4 protein-coding genes are annotated in these 2,519 nt (G+C 45.3%); 2 read left to right on the top strand and 2 right to left on the bottom strand.

Translation table 11 applies throughout. The annotated features are described in order from the left end of the window. Window positions 1–365: 365 nt before the first annotated feature. Entirely contained in the window at window positions 366–674 is a 309-nt protein-coding gene (locus QUB70_RS32300; RefSeq protein ID WP_106149684.1) for a carbon dioxide-concentrating mechanism protein CcmK, read from the bottom strand. A gap of 46 nt (window positions 675–720) precedes the next feature. On the opposite strand from QUB70_RS32300, the gene QUB70_RS32295 reads away from it, so the two are divergent. After that, entirely contained in the window at window positions 721–1,041 is a 321-nt protein-coding gene (locus tag QUB70_RS32295; protein ID WP_332985884.1) for a hypothetical protein, read from the top strand. 240 nt (window positions 1,042–1,281) lie between these two features. On the opposite strand, the gene QUB70_RS32290 is transcribed toward QUB70_RS32295, so the two are convergent. Beyond that, on the bottom strand, window positions 1,282–1,599 hold the full coding sequence (locus tag QUB70_RS32290; protein WP_332985883.1) for a DUF3067 family protein: 318 nt from the start codon (window positions 1,597–1,599) through the stop codon (window positions 1,282–1,284). A gap of 217 nt (window positions 1,600–1,816) precedes the next feature. Between QUB70_RS32290 and petC the strand changes: the two genes are divergently transcribed. After that, the gene (petC, locus tag QUB70_RS32285; protein WP_332985882.1) at window positions 1,817–2,359 is read left to right on the top strand and encodes a cytochrome b6-f complex iron-sulfur subunit; all 543 of its coding nucleotides are present in this window, start codon (window positions 1,817–1,819) and stop codon (window positions 2,357–2,359) included. Window positions 2,360–2,519 lie beyond the last annotated feature (160 nt).

The raw sequence follows: 2,519 nt of genomic DNA, 5'->3' as shown, positions 1-2,519 counted from the left end.
TTCATAATTTCAGAAATCGCGTATTAGCTTGTTTTTCTGATTAGATAAAATTATCACCACAAGTTCAGGAGAGCCACCGAGATTAGTCAAAATGGGGTAATCATCGGAATTCTGAAGGGAGTTCAGATCACAATCACCGCCACTGATTTGATTACTGGGTGATTGTATTATCTGCGTTTATCTGCGTTAATCTACGGTTAAGAATTCCCAGTTATTCTGGCTGTTGTTTCGGCAAAATACACCGCAGATAAACACAGCAAAAAAATATATCGACTCCCAGTAAAAAAATATAGAGACGCGATCGCCCGCGCCTCTATAATTACTAAAAGTTAAAATTCAACACCAAAGTTTTGTCAAAACTTTGACTACATTCGGAACTGTTCGACTTCAGGAGTGTAGCCGATCGGCAAAATGTAATCGAGATTCTCGTGGGGACGAGCAATTATGTGATACGATAACAACTTTCCGCCATCGACCTTTTTAACTGATTCAATTCCAGCAGCAACGGCTGCTTGCACTTCAGAAATATCTCCCCGAACTATAATTGTCCAGTAAGCGCGGGTTATTTTTTCATAGCGAACTAAAGTAACTCGGGCTGCTTTCACCATTGAGTCTGCAACTTCTACGGCAGCGGGAAATCCTAAGACTTCAACCATTCCAACTGCAACACCCATTACAACATTCTCCTAAGTTTCACAAGATATCTGACACTCATTGTATGTGAAATTGTTGACAGAAATTGGTTCCGATGATTTTGGTAAGCTAGAAATTCGATCGCCCAAAATTAAAACAGCCCCACAAGCTGTTGCGGCATTTAAATCCCACAGCATTCTTCGCGCCGGAAAGCCGGCCACACAACAGTTTAAATCAAAAAAACTGCGAAAATTAGCGGCGCGACAGCTTAGTTTCTCGCCGCCAGCAAGTCGGCTGACAAGTTCGCCTCACGATTTTTTGGACTTTGGGATCGCAAAATCCCGCCGCCAGACACAAAACTTTACAAGCCGCGAGATGGGCGATCGGCTACTGATGACTGATGATTGATGACTAGACCTCTTGCAAAAATAACTAGGACGGGCAAGATGCCCATCCCACAAAATTTTTTTTCTTGTGGAATGGGCCGGAGAGCCCGTTCCAGAATTTGATTAAAAGGATTTTTGCAAGAGGTCTACTAATGACTGATGACTAATGACTGATGACTAATGACTGATGACTGATGACTGATGACTGATGACTGATGACAACTGACAACTGACAACTGACAACTAACAACTGACAACTGACTCAAAACTCGTCTAGCAACCACTCCGAGGCTCTTTCGCCCAAATCTAGGGGAACGCTGACAGCTTTGCCCAAGCGCGGGCGATCGCGAGTAGTTACAATGTATTCTCTCACCTGTTGGGTGCTGCCCCAGCCGTTGAGGTAATTGGCCACCGCCTCCAAATGCTCGAAATAATCAGCCTCCGTCATCGGAAAAGACGCCTGTTCTAGGTATTTCCACATAACTTGCACAAAAATCTTGCCCCGCGTCCGCCGCAATCTGATATCGTAAGATTTTCCCCATTTCTCTAGCAATAGCTGGTGTAAATCCTGACCCGTCATGGTGGCTCCTGAGTTAATTCCTTAAACAATAAAAGACAAAGTTCAAAAAATGTAATAATACTCTAATAAAAGCTGGAAGGCGCATTCTTAAAAGGAATTTTCGCTGCCTCAACAAGAGTGAAAGCAGATTAACCGCAATTATTCCTGTTGTCTGCACGTAGCAGATTCACAGCTACAGCTCACAAACAAACGTAACTTAAAACCGTAAAGGCAGGTCATGGCTCAATCTTCTGCTGGAAATCCCGACGTTCCCGATATGGGGCGTCGCCAATTTATGAATTTGCTGACGTTCGGTACAGTCACAGGTGTGGCACTGGGCGCACTCTATCCCGTTGTCCAGTATTTTGTTCCTCCGTCGAGTGGGGCAGTTGGCGGCGGCGTCACAGCTAAAGATGCCTTGGGCAACGACATCATCGTTAGCGAATATTTGGCTTCGCACCCTGCGGGCGATCGTACTCTAGCCCAAGGTCTCAAAGGCGACCCCACTTATCTTGTGGTGAAAGAAGACTTATCTCTCGCCGACTACGGCATCAATGCAGTCTGCACTCACTTGGGCTGCGTCGTTCCTTGGAATGTTAGCGAAAACAAGTTTATCTGTCCTTGCCACGGTTCTCAATACAACAATGAGGGCAAAGTGGTGCGCGGCCCCGCGCCTTTGTCTTTGGCCCTAGCCCACGCCACTGTCGCAGATGACAAGATCGCTTTTACCCCTTGGAAAGAAACAGATTTCCGCACCGGCGAAGCACCTTGGTGGTCATAGTTATTAGTCATTAGTTATTAGTCATTAGTCAGCAGTCAGTAGTTAGTAGCCAGTCGTTAGTGGTTACTCGTTAGTAGTTAGTTCCAATGACCAATGACCAATGACCAATGACCAATGACCAATGACCAATGACCAATGACCAATGACCAATGACCAATGA

Origin of the sequence: Microcoleus sp. A003_D6 (assembly GCF_036702825.1) — a bacterium.
Lineage (GTDB): Bacteria > Cyanobacteriota > Cyanobacteriia > Cyanobacteriales > Microcoleaceae > Microcoleus.
Note: the sequence above shows the minus strand (reverse complement) of the source record. Positions and strands in the feature narration are given on the sequence as shown.